This is a genomic window from Streptomyces sp. NPDC040610, from assembly GCF_055594065.1.
Genome location: NZ_JBVIXA010000009.1, coordinates 162,432 through 184,617, shown reverse-complemented (window position 1 = coordinate 184,617; position 22,186 = coordinate 162,432). Strand labels below are relative to the sequence as shown.

The window sequence follows — 22,186 nt, the reverse complement described above, 5'->3', positions numbered from 1 at the left end:
TCCGGCTTTCTGGCCGAGCTCGAACATACCCTCCGGCCGGGAAACGGTGAACCGGAAACTGGAGACTACGGGGGTAGTTGACGACAGGTCGCGGGACCGCTGCCGCCAGTGTGCTCACGGCTGTCCTGTCAACGGGACGGACTGGGCTGTCGGCCCTCGGGTACGGGGCCTTCGGGCCTCGCGCGAAGGGGTCCCGACGGGCCGAACTTGACACGCGCGACCCGCTCGTACTCGCTCTTCGGCGAATCGCGAATTCCGTATGAGCGGCCGTCGGGAAATCTTTGACGCATTCATAACGGACCGCACTTCGGGTGTTCTTCGTTACGTACTCAGGTACGTCGCCGAAGAACATCTGGAGTTCGCCGGGAAGTCGGCTTCCGGGGGCTCCGCGCATGGTGGCACGGGTGGGAACCGGTGCGGCGGTGAACTCCGTCATATTCATTTAACAGTTCGCGGCGCGGTGGGGGGGGCGAGTGGTCCTGCGGGGCCGGGGGAGACGGCGGGACGCTGGGAGGCGCTGGGAGGCGCCGGGAGACGGAGGGGGCCGCCGCCGCGAGCGCGGCAGCGACCCCCTTCAGTGGTGCGGTTCCTCCGTGGTCCGGTTCTTCCGTCAGGCCGCGGCGAGGGCCTCGATGAGCGTGGCCCGCGCCCGGGCCACCCGGGAGCGGACCGTGCCGACGGGGCAGCCGATGGCGGCGGCCGCCTCCGCGTAGGGCTGCTGGAGGAGCTGGGTGAGGACGAACGCCTCGCGCCGCTCGGCCGGTATGCCGTCGAGCAGTTCGGCGAGCGCGATGCCGTCGTCGAACCCGGGAAGCCCGCGCGGCTGCGCCTGCTCGGCGGCGGCCTGCCAGTCGTCGCGGTCCGAGAGCCGCGGCCGGGCGGCCGCGTGCCGCAGGCTGTCGACGACGGTGCGCCGCGCGATCGAAAGCAGCCAGGTGCGCGCCGAGGAGCGGCCCTCGAACCGGTGCAGACTGCCGAGCGCCCGCAGGAACGTGTCCTGCGCGAGGTCGTCGGCGGCCTGCGGGTCGGCGCTCAGGTGCGCGACATAGCGCAGGACGTCCCGGTGCAGGGCGCGTACGAAACGCTCGACGGCCTCGGGGTCGCCGTCCCGCGCGGCGAGGGCGAGCCGCGTGACGGGTTCGTCGGCGGCGTCGGTGCGGCGGGTGCGGGTACGGGTGGGGGCGGCTGGGCCGGGACAGGGGGAGGGCGCGGGTGCGGGCGCGGATTTCCGTGCCGCCGGTGCCGGTGCGGATTCCCGTGCGGCCAGTGCCGGTGCTGATGTGCGGGCCGGTGCCGGTGCCGGTGTCGTGGTGTGGGCAGGGGGTGCCGTCAGGGCAGGGGTCATCGCCTGAAGTCCTTTAGGAGTCCGGGATTTCGGGATCCGGCCGCGCGCGGGGCGGGGCCGGTGAGGTGTCGTACGACCCGGCGCCGTGAAGGCGGCGCGGGCCGGTGCCCGACCTGCTGGGCGTGTGCGCCACGACGTGCCGCGGTGCGGTGTGACGTGGCGGGACGCGCGCGGACGGTACGCGGCCCGTCGGCGGGTACGGCGGCACGGGCGCGGAGCCGTGGGGCGCCGAGCCTGATGTGCGGGAAGAAGTCGTACCGTGCCGGGCGGATGCCGTGCGAGCGCCGTGCGGTGCCGTGGCGGGTCGGGGGAAACCAGCTGTCAGACGACAGCGATCCCGAGGGGCGGACCCCTGGACGTGATGGCGTGGACGAGCAGCAGCCGCCGCGCGCGCCGGGCGCCGAAGTCGCGGCGCGGGCGCAGTCGCGGCCGGTGCGGGGGTTGCGGCAGGCGCAGGGCGAGCCGCAGCGGGGCGACGATCCAGCCCGCGACGGCGCGGCCGACGCGGAACGCGGCGCGCTCGCCGTACGCGAGCCACAGTCCGCACAGGAGCGCGGCCAGGAGGTGGGCGGCGAGCATGCCGGACGGGGACATGCCGCCCATGTCGTGCCCGGAGTGCATGCCTGACATCCCCGGCATGCCCGTCATGTCAGCCATGTCGGCCATGCCGGAACCCGAGCCCGAGCCCGATCCCGAGATGCCGCCCGACGGGTCGTGCGTGCCGGACATGCCGTGCCCCATGGAGGCGTGGGCGCCGGACGCCCCGGCGTTCCCCGCGTCGACGGTCTCCTGCATGCCCATGGAGTGCCGGGCGTGCCCCGGCGGCGGCCCGTGCAGCCGGTTGGCGAGGCCCGCGTCGGTGACGGCGCGTACCGCGTCCGCCTCCGGCAGCATCCCCGTACCGCCCGTCCCGCACAGCAGATGACGCGCCCACTGCTGGGCGACGGACGCGCCGCCGCCCGCCGGGGACTGGGCCATGGCCTGCGCCAGCGAGAACCAGGTGTGCAGCGCGGCCTGGGCCACGACGGACGCGGAGGTGACGGCGAGGACGCCGCGCTCGCGCCCGGCGACGAGCCAGGCGCCCGCGAACGTCACGCCGCCCGCGCCGGGCAGCGCCCACCAGGGCAGCGGCGCCGACGACATCAGGGCGTGGCCCGTGGCCGCGAGCAGCACACAGGAGGCCGCGAACACCGCAGCCCGTACCGCGCGACAGCTTCGGCCCCCAGTCATGGCGGCCTCATCCTTGCATCCGCCTCGCGGCGGCAACGGGCGGGTCCGGAATGTTCCGTCGGGAGACGTGGGGAGGCCGGGCGGCGCCTGGGTTCCGGCCGGGGTGTGGCCGGGGTCACGAAGATGCCCGGGAACCCCGGAGGGAACGGATCCGACTCCTGCGGAGGCGCGTCGGGTCACGACGCGAACTCGGTGGATTTGTCCGGCTGTACGAGACTTCCTGGGGGCGGCTGAGTGGGGACGGAGCGGGCGGGGAGCGGGCCGGAGCACGCGGGGCGCGGCGCGGAGCCGGGGCTGCACCCCGCGCCACAGCCGAAGGCCCCCGACCCCCACCACCCGGTGCGACCCCCTTCCCCGCCCCCAACAACGCGCCCCCTCCCCACCGCCCTCCTCACCTGCGCGATGGCCTTCTCCATGCTCCAGCTCTTCCTGCTGGGAGCGCTCGGCCCGCGCCTGGTGGACGAGTTGGACATCTCGCCCACGGTCCTTGGCCTGACCACGACGATCGGCTTCGGAACCGCGGCCGTACTCTCGCCCGCGGGCGGCCGGATCGTGGACCGCGTGGGCCCGCGCAGGGCACTGGCGGCGCTGCTCCTGCTTTCGGCGCTGGCGCTGGCGCTGATCGGCGCGGCGCCCGGGGCGGCTTTCCTGCTGGCGGCGGTGGCCCTCGGCGGGCTGCCGCAGGCGCTCGCGAACCCGGCGACGAACAAGGCGATCCTGGCGGCGGTGGAACCGGCGCGCCGGGGCGCGGTGACCGGCATGAAGCAGTCGGGCGTCCAACTGGGCGCGTTCGCGGCGGGCCTGCCGCTCGCGGCGCTGGCCGGGTGGCTCGGCTGGCGGGGCGCGGTGTGGACGGCGGCGGGGGCGGCGGTGGTGACGGCGGTGTGGGCGCTGCGGACGCTGCCGCCGGACGCGCCCGCCCGGACCGGCGGGCCACCGGCCTCCCTGGTGCCGCGCGGCACCATCGCCTGGCTGGCGGGCTTCTCGCTCCTGCTCGGCTGCGGCATCGCGTCCGTCAACACATACCTGGCGCTGTACGGGGCGCACCGCCTCGACCTGGGCCCGGGAGCGGCCGGGGCGCTGGTGGCGGTGCTCGGGGTGTCCGGGGTCGTGGGCCGTGTGGCCTGGTCCAAGGCGGCGACGCCCGGCCGTGCGGAGTGGCTGCCGGGCCTGCTCGCGGCGGGGGCGGTCGGCGCGGCGCTGCTCCTGGCCGGGGCGGCGGCGCTGGGCGCGCTGGTGTGGCCGGGCGCGGTGGCGGTGGGGGTGTTCGCGGTGTCGGCCAACGCGGTGTCGATGGTCCTGGTCATGCAGCGCGCGGCACCGGGCCGCGCGGGCCAGGACTCCGCCCTGGTCTCGGCGGGCTTCTTCGCGGGCTTCGCCCTCGGCCCACCCCTCTTCGGCCTCCTGGCCTCCGCCGACCACTACGGCTGGGGCTGGACCCTGGTGACGACGGAGTTCGCGGCGGCGGGCGCGGTGGCACTGACGTGGGCGGTACGGGAACGGGGGCGCGGGGTCGGTGGCGCTGGTCGGAGTGCGGGTGAGCGGGAGGGACTGGCTGTCGTGCGGGGCGAGCAGGGTGGGATCCGGGTGACGGGGGATCGGGATGCGTGAAGGGCCTGGCGGGACCACGGGCGGGTGGGCCGGGGGTGCCCTTGAGGCCGTCCTCGGCCGGGTCGCCGTGACCCTCGCCGAGGTCGGCCCCCGCTTCCCGCTGTCCGCCGACCCCGGCACCGGTACGTGGACGACGACCCGCCGGGGCTCCTGGACGGGCGGCTTCTGGGCCGGACTGCTCTGGCTGCGGGCGCGGTACACGGGCGCCCCGGCCGACCGCACCGCCGCCGAGGACTGCACGGCGCGCCTCGCCGACTGGGCCGACGCCGACACCGCGACGCGCGGCCTGATCCTCTGGTACGGCACCGCTCTCGCCACCGACTCGGAGCCAGCCGACGCCCTCCGCGCCCGCGCCGCCCACGCCTGCCTCACCGCCTTCGATCCCGAACTCGGCCTGGTCCCCTGGGGCTCGGCCTTCGGCGGCCCCCGCCTCCTCGCCCGCGCGGACGGCGCACCGGGGCTGGGCCCCCTCCTGGCCTCGGCGGGGCCACGGGGCAGGGAGGCGGCGGCCGCACACCTGCACCGGCACCTGGAGCTGTGCGTCGGGGACGAGGGGCATCTCACCCCCGCCTGGCGTCACGACCCCGCCACCGGCTGGCGCCCCCTCGCCGAACCGGCCCCCGGCTGGAGCCGCGGGCGAGCCTGGCTCCTGCTCGCCGTGGCGGACGCCCTGACGCGGCCCGGCGGCGCCATGGCGCGCCCAGGCCACCTGCGTGCGACGGCCGCGTGGCTGGGGGCACCGGTGCCCGAGCCCACCGCGGACGAGGCGGGGTCGGCCTCACCCCCGCCGGGCCCCCTCGTCCCACCCGCCGACGAGTCCCGCCCCGACGGCCCGCCCGACACCTCCGCCGCCGCCATCACCGCCGTCGCCCTCCTCAAGCTCGCGACCCTGCCCGGCCATGAGGCCTGCGCCCGCCGAGCGGAGGCCGTCCTGCACCGCCTGGCCACCGCGCACCTGAGCGGCACAGACACCAGCGGCACGACCGGCACCAACTCCAGCGCCGACTCTGGCACTGGCACTGGCACTGGCGCCAACCCCGACCCCGGCACCAACCCCGGCCCCGGAAAAGCCCTCGCCACCCCCGCCCCCAGCGCCTCCATCGCTCCCCTCCCCCCACCCGGCATGCTCCTCCACGGCTGCCACGACGCAGCCACCGGCACCGCCGTCCAACACGAGCTGATCTGGGGCGACTTCTTCCTGGCCCTCGGCCTCGCCGCGCTGACGGGTCTGGTGGATCCGCGCGAGGCGTGAGGCCCCGGCCGGGGGCCGCGCAGTCCGCAAAGGCCCCCGGCCACGGGCAACCGCTACGCGTACCCGCGCAACACCCGCCGAGCCACCGACGTGATGTGCAACTCGTCCGGCCCGTCGAGGATCCGCGCCGCGCGCCCCGTGCGCAGGAGCGCGGGCAGCGCCGTGTCGGGCCCGAGCCCGGCCGCGCCGTGCACCTGGACGGCCGCGTCCACGACCTGCTGCAGCGTGCGCGCCGCCGCGACCTTGGCGAGCCCCACCTCGACGTGCGCGTCCTCCTCGGCGACGAGCCGTGCCACCGCCTCGTGCACCAGCGGCCGCGCCGTGCGCAGCGCGAGCAGCGACTCGAAGACATGGCGCTGGACGAGCTGGTGGGAGGAGAGCGGCCCACGGGACCCCGTACGGGCGACGGCACGCGCGGCCATCAGGTCGAAGGCCCGCTGCGCCTGCCCGAGCCAGCGCAGACAGCGCAGCGTACGGCCGAGTTGGAGCCGCTGCCCGGCGACGGCGAGCGCGGCGCCGCGCGCCCCGACGAGATGGTCGCCCGGCACCCGTACGCCGTCGAACTCGATCTCCCACTGGCCGCCCGCCCCGAGCACGGGCAGTTCGCGTACGACACGGAAGCCGGGCGACGCCGTGGGCACGAGGAACAGCGAAAGGCCGTCGCGGTCCGGCGGCGCGCCGTCCGTGCGGGCCAGCACGGTGACGAGGTCCGCGCCCGCCGCCCCGGAGGTGAACCACTTGCGGCCGGTCAGGCGCCAACTCCCGTCCGGCCGGAGGGTGGCGCGGGTGCCGGTGAGGAAGGGGTCGGTGCCGGGCACGTCGGGCTCGGTCATCGCGTAACAGGTGCGGAGTTCGCCCGAGACGAGCCGGGTGAGATACGTCTCGCGGACCCGCGCGGTGCCGTGGCGACGCAGCATCGCCACATCGAGGAGCGGCGCGGAGCCGAGCGCGGCGGGCCCGTGGTCGCTGGCGCCCTCGGCCTCGGCGAACGTCGCGTACCGGGCCAGGCCGAGCCCCTGCCCGCCCAGCTCGGCGGGCAGGGGCAGCGCCCACAGCCCGGCCCGCCGGGCCCGCTCCCGCAGGGACCGCAGCGCGGCGTCGGCCGGTGGTCCGCCCGCGTCCAGGGTGTCCTCGTACGGGATGACGTGTTCGCGTACGAAGGCGGCGACGCGCTCGGACAAGGACGCGACGCCGTCGCCCGGGGGCACGGCACCCACCCCGTCCCCGGACGAGTCCCCGCACCCCTCGCCCTGCCGGTCCACCACATCCACCACGTCCTCTGCTCCCACCGCTCCCACCGCTTCCTTTGGTTCACCGGGAACCCGCGGGCCCGGGCACCCGACTGTCTTCCAAGGAACTGGTCGGGTGCCGACGGCCTCGGGTTCCCGCGTTCGGAACGACCCCGGCGGGGGCTGCCCCCGCACCGGGAGAGGAGACACGACTGACATGACGTCACCACCCCTCACCACAGTGCGGACCGCCGCCCTGCCCCTGGAGTCGCTGCGCTGCGACATCACAGGGCCGCCGGAGCTGACGCGGGTCGTGACCGAGCATCTGCGCCTGCTCGGCGCCGGGACGGCCGAGGCGGCGGAAGCGACCGGGACGGGCGGGGCGGGCGGGACGGCGGAAGCGTCGACCGGGACGGCCGGGACCGCGGAGGCCACCGAGACCGCAGCGCCCGCCGGGGCCGCCGGGGCCGGGGTCACCGCAACCGCAGAGCCCCGCACGCACGCCCATGTCGCCCTCACCGGAGGCGGGTTCGGCCCGGTCACGGCGGAGGTGCACTGGGCGGAGGAACGGACGACCGCGTCGCGCGACGCGGTGGGCACGCCGACGCAGGCCGCGGCGGGGTCCGTACCGCCCCCCACCCCCGACGAGGCCACCGTCCAGGCCGCCACCGGCATCATGTCCGTGCACGGGCGCCGGGACGGCGGCCCCCGCGGGCTCGGCGCCGACTACGCGGCCACCGCCGCGGGCGTCCTCGCCGTCCAAGGAATGCTGGCCCAGCTCCTCGCCCAGGCCAGGGGCGCAGATGCCCGCGCGGCCGGGCGGGTCACGACCAGTGCGGCACGGGCGGGGCTGCTCGCCGTGTCGCAGTACCTCGCCGCCACCGGCGCCGACGAGGACGAGGCGGCCCGAATCGCCCCGGGCGGACCCCCGTTCACCTCCGCCGACGGCGTCCACTTCGAGCTGGAGACCCTCGACCCCGGCGCCTGGGCCGCGTTCTGGCGGGCCCTGGACGCGCCGGGCGAGGCGATACGCGGCGGCTGGCGGCCCTTCCAGTTCCGGTACGCCACCGCCTGCGCGCCCTTCCCGGAGGCCCTGCACGCCACGGCCCGCTCCCACGGGTGGGCGCGCGTCAGGCAGGCCGCGGCCACCTCCGGCGCCGAGGTCTGCGCCCTGCGCACCCTCGCGGAGCGGGCGGCCGAGCACGACGGTGCCGCGCCCTGGTCCCTGGCGAGGCTCGGCCCGGCCGCCGCCGCGCCGGAGCGGCAGGGCCGCCAACTCCCGACCCCTGAGAGTCCGTTGGCGGGCATCACCGTCCTGGAGGCGGGCCGCCGCATCCAGGCTCCCCTGGCCGCCCACCTGCTCCGTCTCCTCGGCGCCGACGTCGTCCGCATCGAGCCCCCGGGCGGCGACCCCCTGCGCGGCATGCCGCCCGCCTGCGGCGGCGTCTCCGCCCGCTGGCTCGCCCTCAACCGCGGCAAGCGCGCCGTCGAGGCCGACATCAAGTCCCCCTCCGGGCGCCGCCGCCTGCGCGGACTCGTCGCCGACGCCGATGTGTTCCTGCACAACTGGGCCCCCGGCAAGGCCGCCCAGCTCGGCCTGGACGCCGCCGACCTCACCGCCGTCAACCCGGGCCTCGTGTACGCGTACACGAGCGGCTGGGGCGACCGGCTCGACGACGCCCCCATGGGCACCGACTTCATGGTCCAGGCCCGCACGGCCGTCGGTGCGGCGGTGCGCCCGGCCGACGAGCCGCCCGCGCCCTCCCTGATGACCCTCCTCGACGTGCTCGGCGGCCTCCTCGGCGCGGAAGCCGTCCTCGCCGGGCTGCTCCTGCGCGAACGCAACGGCGGCCGCGGCGTACGCGTCGACTCCTCCCTGCTCGGCGCCGCCGACACCCTCACCGCTCCCGCCCTGCGCCGCGCGGCCCAGGGCGCCGACCCCCGCCCGCCCGCCGGTTTCCGGCGCCCCCTGCGCACGGCCGACGGCTGGCTCGCCCCGACCGACGCCTGCGCGGCGGCCGCGTCGGCGTACGACCTGAGCGCCCTGCCCACGCCCGAGGCCCTGGACCTGCTCCGCTCCCACGGTCTGACCGCGACCCCGGTCACCACCGACCTCGCGGCCCTGCACACCGGCGCGCGCCGCACGGACGCCATCGGGCGTGACGCGCACGGGGCGCCCGTCGTCCCGGACCCGTGGGCCTTCTCCTGACGCCCGCCGTGCCCCGCGCCCGCCGCACCGGCCCGCGCGCGACACCCCGAAAGCCTCCACCCCTCGCCTTCCAGGAGCCCGCATGCCCCGCCCCCTGAACGACCTCCTGCCCGCCTCCCTCCGCCGCGCCTGGGCGGTCGACGGCACCTGCCCCGACCTCGACCTGTACAGCCTGTTCCGGGCCCGGCAGATCAGCGATCTGCACCGCACGGCCGTCATCGACGCCAAGGGCAAGCTCTGTTACACCGCCCTGGACCGCAAGGTCCGATGTCTGGCCGTCGGGCTCAGAGAGCTCGGCGTCGCACCGGGAGACGTCGTCGGCGTACAACTCCCCAACGCCCGCGCGGCGGTCATCGCCGACCTCGCCCTCGCGGCGATCGGCGCGGTCGCCCTGCCCTTCCCCGTGGGCCGCGGCGCGGCGGAGGCCACGAGCCTGCTGCGGCGCGCCGAAGCGGTGGCCGTCATCGCCGCCGCGGAGCACCGCGGCGCCCACCCGGCGGCGGCCCTCCTCGCCTCGGCGCCCGGGACCCAGGACCGGCCCGGGGCCACCGAGCGACCCGAGGCCCCCGGCCGACCGGGGACCCCCGACCTGCCCACCGCCCCTGACGAGACTGCCGCCCCCGACAACGCCGCCCCCACCTCCCTGCGCCACGTCATAGCCGTAGGCCCCGGCCCCATCCCCGAAGGCGCCGTCCCCTTCGCCCAGTTGCTGCGCGCCGACCCGGCCGCGTTCGTGGCCGCGCGCCCCGACCCGGACGGACCCGCCCGCATCCTGGTGTCCTCCGGCTCCGAGGCCGAGCCGAAGATGGTCGCGTACTCCCACAACGCCCTCGCCGGGGGCCGCGGCAACTTCTTCGCCTCGCTGATGCCGGACCCGGCGGAACCGCCGCGCTGTCTCTTCCTGGTGCCGCTGGCCTCCGCGTTCGGCTCCAACGGCACGGCCGTCGCCCTCGCCCGGCACGGCGGCACCCTCGTCCTGCTCGACCACTTCACGCCCGAGGCCGCCATCGCCGCCGTACGCGAACACGAACCCACCCACGTCCTGGGCGTCCCGACGATGGCCCGCATGATCCTCGACCGCCTGGAGCAGGAGCGGGAACAGGACCAGGAAGGGGCCGGGAAACTGCCCGCGCCCACAGCCCTCGTCCTCGGCGGCTCCTCCCTTGACGCCACGACGGCCGCCGAGGCCCGCCACGCCTTCGGCTGCCCCGTCGTGAACCTCTACGGCTCCGCGGACGGCGTCAACTGCCATACGGGACTGGGCGATCGGGAGGGGCCGCGGCAGAGCCCGGCCGGAGACGGGGACGTACCCGGGACCGGCCACGGGGACCGCCACGGCATCGTCGCGGGCCGCCCCGACCCCCGCGTCGCCGACATCCGCGTGGCCGACCCCACCACCCACGAACCCCTGCCGGACGGCGCCGTCGGCGAGATCGTCGCGCGCGGCCCGATGACCCCCCTGTGCTACGTCGGCGCCCCCGAACTCGACGCCCGCTACCGCACCCCCGACGGCTGGGTCCGCACCGGAGACCTCGGCCTCCTCGACGCCGACGGCGTCCTGCACGTCGTCGGCCGCCTCAAGGACGTGGTGATCCGCGGCGGCGCCAACATCAGCCCCGCGGAGGTCGAACGGGAGCTGAGCGCGCATCCGCTGGTACGTGACGTGGTGTGCGTCGGCGTCCCCGACCCGGTGATGGGAGAGCGGCTCGCGGCCTGCGTGGTCCCGGCGTCCCGCGCGACCGGGCCCGCGCCGACCCTCGACGACCTCGGCCACCACCTCACCGCGCGCGGCCTCGACCGCGCCAAGCACCCCGAACGACTGCTGCTCGTGGAGGAGCTGCCGCTGACCCCGGCGGGCAAGCCGGACCGCGCGGCGCTGCGGGAGCGGGCCGCGGGCGCGTGAGGCCGGAGGCGGCCGGTTGCTGAAAGGGGCGGGGGGGGGGGGGGGGGGGGGGGGGGGGGGGGGGGGAAAAACACCCCCCCCCCCCCTCCCCCCCCCCCCCCCCCCCCCCTCCTCCCTCCCCCCCCCCCCCCCCCCCCCCCCCCCCCCCCCCCCCCCCCCCCCCCCCCGCCTCAGTGAGTCCGACGCGCCCGACTCCCCACCACGAGGCCGAGCCCCGTCAGCTCTTGGCCCCAGCCGCCTTCATCGCCTTCTTCAACTCCGCGGCCGCGTCCCGGTATACGGGCAGCAGGTCAAGGTCCTTGCCCGGGTAGTTGACGATCTTCACCTGTGCGGCGCCGGAGTCGGGGAGGACCTTCCCGGTGGACATGTGCGCGTTGTCGAGGACGAACGCGGGCTTCTTCGCGGAGAGCCGGGCGAGCTGTCCGGCGGTCACGGCCTCGGGCCCGTACGTGCCGACGGTCCGCGCGCCCGCCATGCGGGCCGACCAGGTGGTGAACACCTGGCTGACGACGGCCGGGCTGTTGCCGCCGGGCCAGGAGGCCTTGAGGTCCTTGGCGAGCGCGGCGTACTCGCGGTCGAAGGTCTTGTTCCAGTCGGCCGCGGCGGCCTTGGTGCCGAAGAGCCCGCCGAGGCGGGTCACCTCGCCGCGCACCTTGGTGGCGTCGTTGTCGAGGTCGACCTTCACCAACTCGGCATCGGAGCCCGCCGCGTCTTTGATCTTCCCGGCGTACGGCTCGAAGGGCGCGTACAGCACGAAGTCGGCCTTCGCGACGGCGGCGAGGTCCGACGGCTTCGGGTCGTAGTCCGGGGCGTGCTGGGTGGACGGCGGGACGAGGACGGTGACGTTCTTGGCGCCGGCGGCCTTGGCGAAGGCGCCCTCCCAGGTGGTGGTGGCGACCACGACGGGCCCGTCCTTCTTGCTGTCCGAGCCGCCGTCGGACGAGTCGTCGCCGCAGCCCGCGGCCGTCAGGGCGAGGACGGTGCTCAGTGCGAGGAGGGCGGGCTTGCGGGAGTGGGGGATGCGGACGCCGGTGCGCGCCATGAGGTGATGCTCCGTTCGGGAATGAGGTGGACGGCGAGGACGACGGCCCCCGCGGTCAGGACGAGGACGGGCCCTGGCGGCCAGTCCAGCCAGAGGGCGATGAGGAAGCCCGTGACATTGACGGCGAGGCCGATGGCCACGGCCCACAGCGCGATGGTGGTGAGCCGCTTGCCGAGACGGCGTGCGGCGAGGGCGGGCAGCAGGGTGAGGGCGTCCACGAGGAGCGCCCCGGTCAGCTTGATCGCGCCCGCCACGGCGACGGCGACGAGGACGAGGAGGACGACGGTGAGGGGGCCGACGCGTACGCCGGAGCACTGGGCGAGCTCGCGGTCGTACAGAAGCAGCGCCAGGTCGCGGCGCCGCCACCAGAACAACGCCGGTACGACGACGGCGAGCACCCCGACCACGACGATGTCCGCGCTGCCGACGGACAGGATCGACCCCCACAGCAGCGCGAACGCGCCGGAGGCGTTGACCCCGGAGACGGAGAGCACGAGCAGCGCGGCCGCGATGGCCATGCTCATCAGGAGCCCCATCGCCCCGGAGAGACCGGCCGGAGTCCGGGCCAGCGGCGCGACTCCCGCACCCGCGAGCGCACACGCCACCAGGGCACACAGCATCGGGTCGAGCCCCGTGAGCAGCCCCACGGCGATACCGAGCAGCGCGACATGCATCATCGCGAACCGCACCGGCATGATGTCGAGCCCAACGATCACAACCCCGACGATCGGCAGCCCCACAGCGGCAAGGAGCAACGCGAACCCGGCCCGCTGCACGGGCACAAGCTCAAGCATCAGCCCAAGGTCGGCAGTGGCGAGCCCCATCATCGCCACACCCCCGCCACCCCGAACCGACTCCGCCCGCCCCACCCAGATCCGTCCCACCCAGATCCGTCCCGCCCACCGGCGACGCGCACCCCGCCCGGGATTCCCGCTCCGCCGGGCCGCCGCACCCCCCAGCCGGTCCGGCGTTTGAGGACGAGCCGCGGAGCGGCGATCGACGGGGGCTTGTCCCACCCGCCGGAGACTCCCACCCCGCCCGGGACCCCCACCCTGCCCGGGATTCCCGCTCCGCCGGGCCGCCGCACCCCCCAGCCGGTCCGGCGTTTGAGGACGAGCCGCGGAGCGGCGATCAGCGGGAGCCTGTCCCACCCGCCCGGGACCCCCACCCCACCCCGTCCCACTTCAGCCCGTCCGGCGTTTGAGGACGAGGTGCGGAGCGCCGATACGGGGTCCGGGGCGGAGCCCCGGGTTCGGGAAGGGGCGGGATGGGGGAGCCCCCGGCAAGGCCTCACACCCCCACCTCCCGCAGCCGCCCGGCCGCCATGTCCAACACACGATCGCAACGTTCGGCGAGCGCACGGTCGTGCGTGACGACGACCAGCGTGACCGGCAGAGCCACGAGCGCCTCGGCAGCCTCCTCCTGCCCCGCGAAGTCCAGCGCGGCGGTGGGCTCATCGGCCAACAACACCCCGGCCCCGGCGGCCACACACCCGATGGCCCGCGCCAGATACATCCGCTGCAACTGCCCCCCGGACAACGTGTCCAGAGGCTGCCCCCGCAACGCCCCCACACCCAGCGCACGAGCCGCGTCGGCCGCCTCACCGGGCGCCCCACCGGAATCCAGCAACTCCCCCGCGAGCAGCGGAAACCGCCCGGCCGCAGGCTTCTGCGGCACCCACGCACAGGCCCGCCGCCGCCACCCCCGATCCGCCGCGGACGCGACCCCGCGACCACCGACGAGGATGCTGCCCGCAGCAGGCCGGTGCAGCCCGAGGACGGCCCGCAGCAGTGTGGACTTGCCGGAGCCGTTCGTCCCGGTGAGCGCCACCCGCTCCCCGGCGGCGACCTCCAGATGCACGTCGTCGACGGCGACCACGCGCCCATGCCCGCAGGTCACACCCCGCATACGTATGTCCAGACCACCCATCGGTCGCCCGCGCCCCTCTCCCGCCCCTGTTCCAGGGCCTGTTCCGTCCCGCCTCGGCCGGTCTCGGCCCGTCCGGGCCGCCGTCCCGGGGCAGTAGTCGGACGGGCGCGCCGGGAAGTTCCCGTACGCGCCCGACGGATCGGCGGCTCAGCTGCCGGGCCTGACCACCACGGCCCGCACCGCCACCTCCCCGCTGTGCCGGAAGCGCAGCACGAAGGGCACCCGGTCACCGAGCCGCAGCGCCTTGGCGGGCCGCAGCATCACGTCCAGGCCCTCGGGCGTCATCCGCACCACGGACCGCCCGGGCACGGCCGCCGAGTCCACCATCCGCATCGACTCCACGTTCCCGGGCAGCTCCACGGTCCGGCTGAGCATGACGTCGTCGGCCGCGGGCGACCGGACGGACAACAACACGTCCCCGGACTCCCCGGTGTTGGTGATCCGGAAGAACGCGGCGGTCTCCTCCTTGCCGCCGTACGGCAGGAACACCCGCCCGTCGTCGACGGTCACGCGCGCGGGACTGCCCGCGGCCCCGACGGCGACCCACGCGGAGAGCCCGCACAGCGCGAGCGCGCAGGCGAGGACGGGAGCGAGGACACCGGGAAGGGCGGACCGCAGACGCGCGTACGCCTCGCCGGAAGCACCGGGGTTGTCGGCGGCATCGGTGGCGCCGGGCGCGCCGGTGGCCCACCGCCGGGCATGCGTACGACCCTTCACCGAAGGCTCCTTCCCCGTGCGACCCGCTGCCGCCGCGCCTGCTGTGGCCGCTCCCGCTCCCGCCCCGCGCCCGCTCGCCCCACGGACTCCCGCCCCGCACTCCGCGGCACCGGCTCCCACGTACGCAGCCGCAGACTGTTCGCGACCACGAGCAGCGAGCTGGCCGACATCGCGAGGGCGGCGGTCATCGGACCGAGGCGGCCGACGGCGGCGAGGGGCACGGCGAGGGCGTTGTAGCCGAACGCCCAGACCAGGTTGGCGCGGATGGTGGCGAGGGTGCGGCGGGCGAGGCGCACCGCGACGGCCGCCGCACCGATGTCACCGGCGGCCAGCGTCACGTCGGCCGCGCCGATCGCGGCGTCGCTGCCACACCCCATGGCGATGCCGAGGTCGGCGCGGGCGAGCGCGGCCGCGTCGTTCACGCCGTCGCCGAGCACCGCGACCCGGCGCCCCGCCGCCCGCAGCCGCCCGACCAGCTCCGCCTTGTCCTCAGGCGTGCAGCGCGCGTGCACTTCGTCGATCCCCAGCTCGGCGGCCACGGCGTGCGCGGTCGCCGCCCGGTCCCCGGTGGCGAGGACCGGCTCCACGCCGAGCCGCCGCAGCCGGTCCACCGCGCGGTAGCTCCCGGCCCGAAGCACGTCCCCCACGGCCACGACGGCCTCGACGACACCGTCCACCCGTACCAGGACCACGGTCCGCGCGGCGGCCTCGGCGTCGGCGAGAGCACGGGCGAGGACGTCGGGCAGGGCGTGGACGCCGTCCCTGGACGCCCCTTCCGACCCCACCTCCGCCCCCACACCCGCTCCCGGCGAGCACACCTCCACAACTCGCCCCTCCACGACCCCGCGCACACCCCACCCGGGCCGCGCCCGGAACTCCGTGACCTCGGGCAGCTCCCGCTCGGCCAGCTCTTGTCGGGTGTACGAAGTGATCGCGCGCCCGAGCGGATGCTCCGAGCCCCGCTCCACCGCCCCGGCGAGCCGCAGCACCGCGTCCCGGCCGAGGCCGTCCGGCGCGGCGGTGACCTGGGTGACGGTCATGTGGCCCGTCGTCAGCGTGCCGGTCTTGTCGAGGACGACCGTGTCGACGTGGCGCAGCGTCTCCAGGGCGCGCGGTCCGCCGACGAGGACGCCGAGTTGGGCGCCGCGCCCGGTGGCGGCGAGCAGCGCGGTGGGCGTGGCGAGGCCGAGGGCGCACGGGCAGGCGACGACGAGGACGGCCACGGACGCGGTGACGGCGGCCTGCGGGTCGGCCCCGGCGCCGAGCCAGAACCCGAGGACGGTGACGGCGAGCGTCAGGACGACGGGGACGAACACGCCCGCCGCGGCGTCCGCGAGGCGCTGGGCGCGGGCCTTCCCGGCCTGCGCCTCCGTCACCATCCGTGTGATGCGGGCGAGTTGGGTGTCGGCGCCCACGGCCATGGCCCGCACCACGAGCAGCCCGCTCTCGTTGACGGCGGCCCCGACGACGTCCTGTCCGGGGCCGACCTCCACCGGCTCGCTCTCGCCGGTCACCAGCGACAGGTCGAGCGCGGAGTGCCCGGACACCACCACACCGTCGGTGGCCACCCGTTCCCCGGGCCGGACCACGAACTCCTGCCCCACCCGCAACTCACCCGCGGGCACCCGCCGTTCGCCGCCGCCCGCGTCCCGTACCGCGACGTCCTTGACGGCGAGCGAGGCCAGCGACCGCAGCGCCGCCCCGGTGCCGTGCCGCGCCCGCGCCTCCAGGAAGCGCCCCGCGAGCACCGAGAGCGGCACGCCGACCGCCGCCTCCAGATACACGTGCGCGCCCCCGCCCGCCGACGGCAGGACCTCGAACGGCATCCGCATCCCCGGCTCGCCCGCCCCACCGAGGAACAGCGCGTACGCCGACCAGGAGAAGGAGGCGGCGACACCGAGCGACACCAGCGTGTCCATGGTCGCGGCGGCGTGCCGCAGGCCGCGTACCGCCCGCAGGTGGAAGGGCCACGCGCCCCACACCGCGACCGGCGCCGTCAGCATGAAGCACAGCCACTGCCAGTTGCGGAACTGCCAGGCGGGCACCATCGAAAGGACGAGCACGGGCAGCGAGAGCAGCGCGGTGACCAGCAGCCGCTGCCGCTCGGCCCGCGCCTCGTCGTCGCCCGCCGCCGCGGGCTCCGCCTCCGACGGCGTGGGCGGTGCGGGCGGCGGGGGCGGCTCGGCGGTGTATCCGGCGCGTACGACGACGGCGACGAGCTCGTCCGTGCCCGTGCCGACGGGGTGGCGCACCCGGGCCCGGCCGGTGGCGAGGTTGACGGTCGCGCTGACGCCCGCCAGCTTGCCGAGCTTCTTCTCGACGCGGTTCACGCAGGCGGCACAGGTCATCCCGCCGACGATCAGGTCGGTGGTGACGGTGGCCTCGGAGGTCCCGGGGGCTTCGGGGGCGGCAGCCGTGGGCTCGGGAGTCACTGGCCGTGCCCCCCGTGCCCCCCGCCGTGGCCCCCGCCCGAGCCGCCGTCCTTGTCGTCGCCCGCACCGCCGCCCGGCGTCGAGGACCGCATCCCCGGCGCCACCGGCCCCACGGACGAGCCGACTTGATACGCGACGGCGAACACGACGACGAGCAGCACGAGGAACCCCAGCAGCGCGGGTGGCGGCCGCCACACCCCGGACGCTCCCGGCGTACGTGCACTGCTTGACGTACGCGAACTCGGCGACGTACCCGAAAGGGACGAACGCTCGTCTGCCATCGACGCTCCCGTGGCTGATCCGGCGGCGCGGGCAACGGACGCCCGGCACCGGACAGGTGGTCGCGCGCGGCCGCCGGTGGGTTCCCGGAAGGTGTGAGACGTGCCATGCGGACGTGTCGCAGTTGGGCCGAACGGGTGACTTGCGCAAGAATTGCCTGGTGCAGACGTTGAGGACGAGCCAGGACGGGGTTGCTCTGTGACCAGCCACGAAGCCACCGACGAACAGTGGGAAGGGCTCGCCCAGGTCGTACCGCTGCGCGGCCGCAACGAATGGCCGTCGTGGCCGGGGCACCGGGCGCTGCCCGACGCGGAGACGGAGGCGCGCCGACGCTTCGTCGTGACACGTGTGAACATCTTCGCGGACGCCCGCGAGGTGGCCGAGAACCTGATGTCGCAGACGCCGGTCCTGCTCGACCTGTCCGGCGCCGAGACCGAAGTCGCCAAGCGGGTCCTCGACTTCAGCAGCGGCGTGGTCTTCGGCCTCGGCTGCGGGATGCACCGCGTGGAGAAGAACGTCTTCCTGCTGTCCCCGGCGGACACGGAGGTGCAGGGCCTGGTGGAGGCGGCGACCGGAATATAGCCGGGAGGGGGCGCGAGGGCCGGGGCCCGGTGGTGATCCCGGTCCTGGTGCGGATCCGGTCCCTATGCGGGTCCGGTCCCGACGCTGATCCAGCCCTGATGGTGATCTAGCCCAACTCGCCGTCCCCCGTGGGGCTTCGGCCGCCGATCCCTCGATCGTGCGAAGGTCGCCTGGGCAAAACGGTTCGGCTTGTCCACCGGCCCGTAGCTTCCGTTCATGACTGTGCACTCCCGCCGGGCGCTCGCGCAGGATCCGTCGGCCCGGGCCAAGCCACGCGTCACCGAACTGCGGCTCTCCGCCTTCGCGGGCCACCGCGGCGCCGCGTTCCCGCTCGGCCCGCTCACGCTCTTCGCGGGCCCGAGCGGCAGCGGCAAGACGAGCGCGCTGCGGGCGTACGAGGCGCTCGCGCTGCTCGGCGCCGGAGTCGAGCTGATCGACGTCTTCCCCGAGCCCACCCGTTGTGTGCCCGAGCGCGCGCGGGCCGACGGCCAGGCCCGTCGTGGCTTCCGCATCGGCTGTACGGTCGACGGCCCCGCCGGACCCGTCCGGCTCGACGTCGCCGTCCAGGCCGAGCCGGAACTGCGCATCGCGGGCGAGCGGTTGACGCGCGACGGGCTCACGCTCCTGGAGACCGCGCTGCGCGACCCCGGCCGCCGCGCCGTCCAGGCCGCCTGGCACACCGCGGGCGCCGCGCCCGTGACCCGCGCGCCGCTGCCCGACGACCGGCTCGGCACGGCCCTGCTGCCGCTGCGCGTCGCGGGCAAGACCGACGGCCAGCGCCTGGTGCTCGCCGCGGCCGAACAGGTCGTCGTGGCGCTGCGCTCGGTGTTCACCTGCGATCCGCGGCCCGGCCGGATGCGGGAGCCCGTGCCGCCCGGACTCGTCGGCGCGGGCCGGCTGCTCGGCGGCTGCGACAACCTCGCCGAGGTCCTGTGGCGCACCCGCTCCGAGTGCGGCAACCGGCACGCCCAGCTCGTGGCGGCGCTGCGCTCCGGCTGCGCGGGGCCGGTCGCAGACGTCCTCGCCGAGGAGACCCGCGACGGCGCGCTGCGGGCCCTGCTCGACCGCGGCGACGGCGTCCGCACCTGCGTGGGACGGCTCGGCGACGGCGAACTGCGCTATCTCGCCCTCGCCCTGGTGCTGCTCACCGGCCCGCGCGTCCTGGAGGTCGACCCGGTGGCGGAGGTCCCGGAGGCCTACCAGAGCCTCACCGTCCTCGCGGACGGCTTCGACCGCTGCCTGGACCAGCGTCAGAAGCGGGCCCTCGCGGACCTCGCGGCCCGCATGTGCGGCCGTGGGCACCTGCGCCTGATCGGCGCCGTGGCCGACGCGACCTGGGCCGCGACGGCGGACGGGGTGACGGTGGTGGACCTGGGGCGGGCCGGGGACGGGGACGGGCGCGGTGCGCGGGCCGGGGGCGGCGCCCGGGCCGGGACCGGCGGCGGGGCCGGGGCTGCCGGAGCGGGAAGCGCACCGGCAGCCCGCCGCGCGCGGGTGCCGAGATCGCGGACGCCCGGGATGTAGTTGACTTGAGCCGTGACAGACCAAGACGTAGCGGGACTGCAGCGCAGACTGGCCGAGTTCGCGGCCGCGCGGCACTGGGAGCCCTACCACACGCCCAAGAACCTGGCCGCCGCGCTCAGCGTGGAGGCCTCCGAACTCGTGGAGATCTTCCAGTGGCTGACGCCGGAGGAGTCGGCACGGGTGATGGCCGACCCGGAATCGGCGCACCGCGTCACGGACGAGGTCGCCGACGTCCTCGCTTATCTCCTCCAGTTCTGCGAAGTGCTCGGCATCGACCCGCTGCGGGCGCTCGCGGCGAAGATCGAGCGGAACGAGCACCGCTTCCCGGCGCCGTAGCGCCCGCGTGCGCCGGGGGTCTTGGCCCATCCGCCCCTTGATCCCCGGCCGTCACCGCCCCTTGGACATGCCGAAAGCCCCCCAAAGACACCTCATCGTCACTCTCCGGAGTGGATGCATTGTCCACAGTCGATTTTTTGTCCACAGATTTCAGGCTTCCTCTGGCTTTTCGTCCTGAAGGCGCTCACTGTGGGTAGTGGGTAAGGGAGTTCGGATGTACGTGCTGTGAGTGGGCGCGCGATGAATGGGGACGGCGCATGGATGCGATGCGGCTCATCGAGGCGAGCAGGTGCGCTCTGGCGCGGAGTCAGGAGTCCGCAGCCATCGTGGCGGAGGTGTGGCAGTCCCAGGCCCTGGCCCAGGCGATCGGCAGCCGCCTGGCGGTCGCGGGCCCGCCGGAGTTACGGGGCGAGGCGCTGGGCCTGAGCGAACTCAGCGGCAGAGGCTGCGCGGTCCTCGACCCCCGCCAGTCCGGGACACAGGAGATACGCGCGGCGGGACTGACGGAGATAGGAGACGCCCACGACACCCTCCTCGGCCTCGGCGCCCTCCTGGGCGAAGTGGGCATCGCCCTGGTCACGGTGGCCATGGGCGCCGAGGACGAGGGGGTCTACTGGCAGTGCATGGAAGCCATCGACGCCGCCGACGAGTCCCGCGACCGGGTCCTCGAAATGCTCCGCAGACTCGCGGCCCGCGAGCGCAACGCGGTGTCTGGCGGGGGCGCCTTGGACCAGCGGAGAGACAACCGGGTCCCGGAGGGCAAGTCGCCCTCGTGTTGAGGGCGGGGGTGCGTGACGTGAGGACGGGAGGCGGCTTGGCCTGGGGCGAGGCACGGCCGGGGTCGGCAAGTCGGTCCGGGGCGAGGCACGGCCCAGGTCGGCAAGTCGGTCCGGGGCGAGGCACGGCCCAGGTCGGCAAATAAGAGCCCGTCCGGCGATTGAGGACGAGCGCGCCAGCGCGATCGGCGGTGCCACGGGCCGGGCGGTGCCAGGGGGCGAGCGGTCCCCCCGGCCGACGGACGGCTCGCGGCGACGCCCCGGGCCGCGGGCGGGCCCGGGCCGCCGGGCGGGATGCGGCGGCCGGGGGCGTCCGGTGCGGCGACGGCGCCCGTCAGACGCGGCCCTGCTCCTCCCCGGCAGGGGGCCGCGTGGACTGCTGGAGGTCGGCATCCAGTTGGGTCAGATCCGCGTTGAGCGCGGCCATGAGCTCCTCCATCTGCTGCAGCAGGCCCTTGGGCGCACCCTGCTGCCCGGCCGGTGCCTGCGCGCGAGCCTGCTCCGGCACCACCTCGTCGCGGGGCTGCTCCGGCGCGAACGGGTCGTGCGCCTGCTCGGGCACGGCTTCCTGGGACATGACGGCCTCCTCGGCCCGCGCCCCGCCGGTGCCGGGGCGCGCCCCGGCCGGGCAAGGCAGTTGGTGCGGGGGACGCGTCGGCAGCGACCGCCGGCGCGGGTGCCGGGCGGTCCGGCTCCGCCGAGCCAACGATCACCCGTGCGGCGCGGTCACTGCGGCGGACCCGCCCCGGTCGCCGGGTTGACGGATTTCACCCGACCGGGGCGGCGGTGGACCGGTGGGACAGGGGAGGTTGACGGGCGTTCGACCGTGCAGGATGGAGGTATGGATCTTCGCATCTTCACCGAGCCCCAGCAGGGGGCCACCTACGACACGCTGCTCGCCGTCGCCAAGGCGACCGAGGACCTGGGCTTCGACGCGTTCTTCCGCTCCGACCACTATCTGCGCATGGGCGCGGTCGACGGCATGCCCGGACCCACGGACGCGTGGATCACGCTGGCGGGGCTCGCCCGTGAGACCCGGCGGATCCGGCTCGGCACGCTGATGACGGCGGGCACGTTCCGGCTGCCGGGTGTGCTGGCGATCCAGGTGGCGCAGGTCGACCAGATGTCGGGCGGGCGGGTCGAGCTGGGTCTTGGCGCGGGCTGGTTCGAGGAGGAGCACAAGGCGTACGGCATCCCCTTCCCGAAGGAGAAGTTCGCGCGCCTGGAGGAGCAGCTCGCGATCGTCACCGGGCTGTGGGAGACCCCGCCGGGCGACAAGTTCTCGTACGACGGCACGCACTACCAGCTCACCGAATCGCCCGCGCTGCCCAAGCCCGCGCAGGCCAAGGTGCCCGTCCTGATCGGCGGTCACGGCGCGAAGCGCACGCCGCGCCTGGCCGCGCGGTACGCGGACGAGTTCAACATCCCGTTCGCCTCGGTGGAGGACAGCGAGCGGCAGTTCGGCCGGGTGCGGGCCGCCGCCGAGGAGGCCGGGCGCAAGGCCGACGACCTGGTGTACTCGAACGCCCTGGTGGCGTGCGTGGGCAAGGACGACGCCGAGGTGGCCCGGCGCGCGGCCGTCATCGGGCGTGAGGTGGAGGAGTTGAAGGCCAACGGGCTCGCCGGGTCCCCCGCCGAGGTCGTCGACAAGATCGGCCGGTACGCGGAGATCGGCGCGAGCCGTGTCTACCTCCAGTGCCTTGACCTGTCCGACCTGGACCACCTGGAGCTGATCTCGGCACAGGTGCAGTCGCAACTGTCGTAGCAGGCGACGAGGGCCCGCCGACGGG

At 75.7% G+C, this 22,186-nt stretch carries 19 protein-coding genes; 9 read left to right on the top strand and 10 right to left on the bottom strand.

Going from position 1 to position 22,186, the window contains the following annotated elements; translation table 11 throughout:
* Positions 1-610: 610 nt before the first annotated feature.
* Entirely contained in the window at positions 611-1,345 is a 735-nt protein-coding gene (locus tag ACZ6AA_RS28615; protein ID WP_471460728.1) for a sigma-70 family RNA polymerase sigma factor, read from the bottom strand.
* Positions 1,346-1,666: 321 nt separating this feature from the next.
* Positions 1,667-2,575, bottom strand: coding sequence for a hypothetical protein (locus ACZ6AA_RS28610; RefSeq protein ID WP_471460727.1), 909 nt, complete (start codon positions 2,573-2,575; stop codon positions 1,667-1,669).
* 402 nt (positions 2,576-2,977) lie between these two features.
* On the opposite strand from ACZ6AA_RS28610, the gene ACZ6AA_RS28605 reads away from it, so the two are divergent.
* The gene (locus tag ACZ6AA_RS28605; protein WP_471460726.1) at positions 2,978-4,186 is read left to right on the top strand and encodes an MFS transporter; all 1,209 of its coding nucleotides are present in this window, start codon (positions 2,978-2,980) and stop codon (positions 4,184-4,186) included.
* The gene (locus tag ACZ6AA_RS28600) at positions 4,179-5,438 is read left to right on the top strand and encodes a sugar ABC transporter permease (protein ID WP_471460725.1); all 1,260 of its coding nucleotides are present in this window, start codon (positions 4,179-4,181) and stop codon (positions 5,436-5,438) included. Before ACZ6AA_RS28605 ends, ACZ6AA_RS28600 begins: the two co-directional genes overlap by 8 nt.
* Positions 5,439-5,491: 53 nt before the next feature.
* Here ACZ6AA_RS28600 and ACZ6AA_RS28595 read toward each other — a convergent pair whose 3' ends face one another.
* The gene (locus ACZ6AA_RS28595; RefSeq protein ID WP_468456371.1) at positions 5,492-6,655 is read right to left on the bottom strand and encodes an acyl-CoA dehydrogenase family protein; all 1,164 of its coding nucleotides are present in this window, start codon (positions 6,653-6,655) and stop codon (positions 5,492-5,494) included.
* A gap of 229 nt (positions 6,656-6,884) precedes the next feature.
* Here ACZ6AA_RS28595 and ACZ6AA_RS28590 point away from each other — a divergent pair, with 229 nt between their 5' ends.
* Positions 6,885-8,876 (top strand): CoA transferase, encoded by a 1,992-nt coding sequence (locus tag ACZ6AA_RS28590; protein WP_471460724.1) that lies wholly within the window; start codon positions 6,885-6,887, stop codon positions 8,874-8,876.
* Positions 8,877-8,958: 82 nt separating this feature from the next.
* Positions 8,959-10,779, top strand: a complete 1,821-nt coding sequence (locus tag ACZ6AA_RS28585; RefSeq protein ID WP_471460723.1) for a class I adenylate-forming enzyme family protein — start codon at positions 8,959-8,961, stop codon at positions 10,777-10,779.
* 217 nt (positions 10,780-10,996) lie between these two features.
* Here ACZ6AA_RS28585 and ACZ6AA_RS28580 read toward each other — a convergent pair whose 3' ends face one another.
* The 6 genes from ACZ6AA_RS28580 to ACZ6AA_RS28555 form a co-directional block, all read right to left on the bottom strand.
* Positions 10,997-11,821, bottom strand: a complete 825-nt coding sequence (locus ACZ6AA_RS28580) for a metal ABC transporter solute-binding protein, Zn/Mn family (protein WP_468481149.1) — start codon at positions 11,819-11,821, stop codon at positions 10,997-10,999.
* Positions 11,764-12,648, bottom strand: a complete 885-nt coding sequence (locus tag ACZ6AA_RS28575) for a metal ABC transporter permease (protein WP_468481234.1) — start codon at positions 12,646-12,648, stop codon at positions 11,764-11,766. The genes ACZ6AA_RS28580 and ACZ6AA_RS28575 overlap by 58 nt, the downstream gene beginning before the upstream one ends.
* 463 nt (positions 12,649-13,111) lie before the next feature.
* Positions 13,112-13,750, bottom strand: coding sequence for a metal ABC transporter ATP-binding protein (locus ACZ6AA_RS28570; RefSeq protein WP_468456094.1), 639 nt, complete (start codon positions 13,748-13,750; stop codon positions 13,112-13,114).
* Between the two features lie 147 nt (positions 13,751-13,897).
* Entirely contained in the window at positions 13,898-14,467 is a 570-nt protein-coding gene (locus ACZ6AA_RS28565) for a copper chaperone PCu(A)C (RefSeq protein ID WP_471460722.1), read from the bottom strand.
* Positions 14,464-16,815: a heavy metal translocating P-type ATPase gene (locus tag ACZ6AA_RS28560; RefSeq protein WP_471460794.1), complete on the bottom strand. Its 2,352-nt coding sequence runs from the start codon at positions 16,813-16,815 to the stop codon at positions 14,464-14,466. Before ACZ6AA_RS28560 ends, ACZ6AA_RS28565 begins: the two co-directional genes overlap by 4 nt.
* A gap of 80 nt (positions 16,816-16,895) precedes the next feature.
* Entirely contained in the window at positions 16,896-17,180 is a 285-nt protein-coding gene (locus tag ACZ6AA_RS28555; RefSeq protein WP_469007718.1) for a hypothetical protein, read from the bottom strand.
* 196 nt (positions 17,181-17,376) lie between these two features.
* Here ACZ6AA_RS28555 and ACZ6AA_RS28550 point away from each other — a divergent pair, with 196 nt between their 5' ends.
* The 4 genes from ACZ6AA_RS28550 (at position 17,377) to ACZ6AA_RS28535 (ending at position 20,399) form a co-directional block, all read left to right on the top strand.
* Positions 17,377-17,760, top strand: coding sequence for a cell division protein SepF (locus ACZ6AA_RS28550; protein WP_468456088.1), 384 nt, complete (start codon positions 17,377-17,379; stop codon positions 17,758-17,760).
* Between the two features lie 216 nt (positions 17,761-17,976).
* The gene (locus ACZ6AA_RS28545; protein WP_471460721.1) at positions 17,977-19,284 is read left to right on the top strand and encodes an AAA family ATPase; all 1,308 of its coding nucleotides are present in this window, start codon (positions 17,977-17,979) and stop codon (positions 19,282-19,284) included.
* Positions 19,285-19,296: 12 nt separating this feature from the next.
* The gene (locus tag ACZ6AA_RS28540; protein ID WP_468456084.1) at positions 19,297-19,620 is read left to right on the top strand and encodes a nucleotide pyrophosphohydrolase; all 324 of its coding nucleotides are present in this window, start codon (positions 19,297-19,299) and stop codon (positions 19,618-19,620) included.
* A gap of 257 nt (positions 19,621-19,877) precedes the next feature.
* Positions 19,878-20,399, top strand: a complete 522-nt coding sequence (locus ACZ6AA_RS28535) for a DUF6099 family protein (protein ID WP_468456082.1) — start codon at positions 19,878-19,880, stop codon at positions 20,397-20,399.
* A 331-nt stretch (positions 20,400-20,730) separates the two neighbouring features.
* Here the strand turns inward: ACZ6AA_RS28535 and ACZ6AA_RS28530 are convergent, their stop codons facing one another.
* A complete protein-coding gene (locus tag ACZ6AA_RS28530; protein WP_468456080.1) occupies positions 20,731-20,973 on the bottom strand; it encodes a hypothetical protein in 243 nt (80 codons plus the stop codon).
* A 264-nt stretch (positions 20,974-21,237) separates the two neighbouring features.
* Between ACZ6AA_RS28530 and ACZ6AA_RS28525 the strand changes: the two genes are divergently transcribed.
* Complete coding sequence (locus ACZ6AA_RS28525; RefSeq protein ID WP_471460720.1) at positions 21,238-22,161, top strand: LLM class F420-dependent oxidoreductase; 924 nt, start codon at positions 21,238-21,240, stop codon at positions 22,159-22,161.
* Positions 22,162-22,186 lie beyond the last annotated feature (25 nt).